Origin of the sequence: Pseudomonas sp. 43(2021) (assembly GCF_017490805.1) — a bacterium.
Classification (GTDB): Bacteria; Pseudomonadota; Gammaproteobacteria; order Pseudomonadales; family Pseudomonadaceae; genus Aquipseudomonas.
On record NZ_JAFGYJ010000625.1, the window covers coordinates 1 to 300 of the forward strand.

The window sequence follows — 300 nt, forward strand, 5'->3', positions numbered from 1 at the left end:
CTACGGTTCAAGTGACCGACACCACCGACGAAGTGGTGGCCAAACTGACCGCAACCCCTTCGGTCACCGAAGGCGGCGAGATCACCTACACCATCACGCTGACCAACAAAGACGGTCTGCCGATCAATAACCACTCGGCCCTGACCTTCACCCTGAGCGATGGCAAGACCGTCATCACCGTGCCGGCCAACGGCACGACTGGTTCGGTTACCGTCACTGCCCCGGACAACGTCTACACCGGCGCCAACGACCCTGTGGTCAAATCGATCGGTTCGGTCACTGGCGCTGACGTCGGCAAGT

General features: G+C 60.7%; 1 protein-coding gene. It reads left to right on the forward strand.

Annotated features, from left to right (window positions below; translation table 11 throughout):
- Positions 1–300: immunoglobulin-like domain-containing protein (locus J5M71_RS29715; RefSeq protein WP_207839139.1), on the forward strand; the 300-nt coding region annotated here is incomplete at both ends.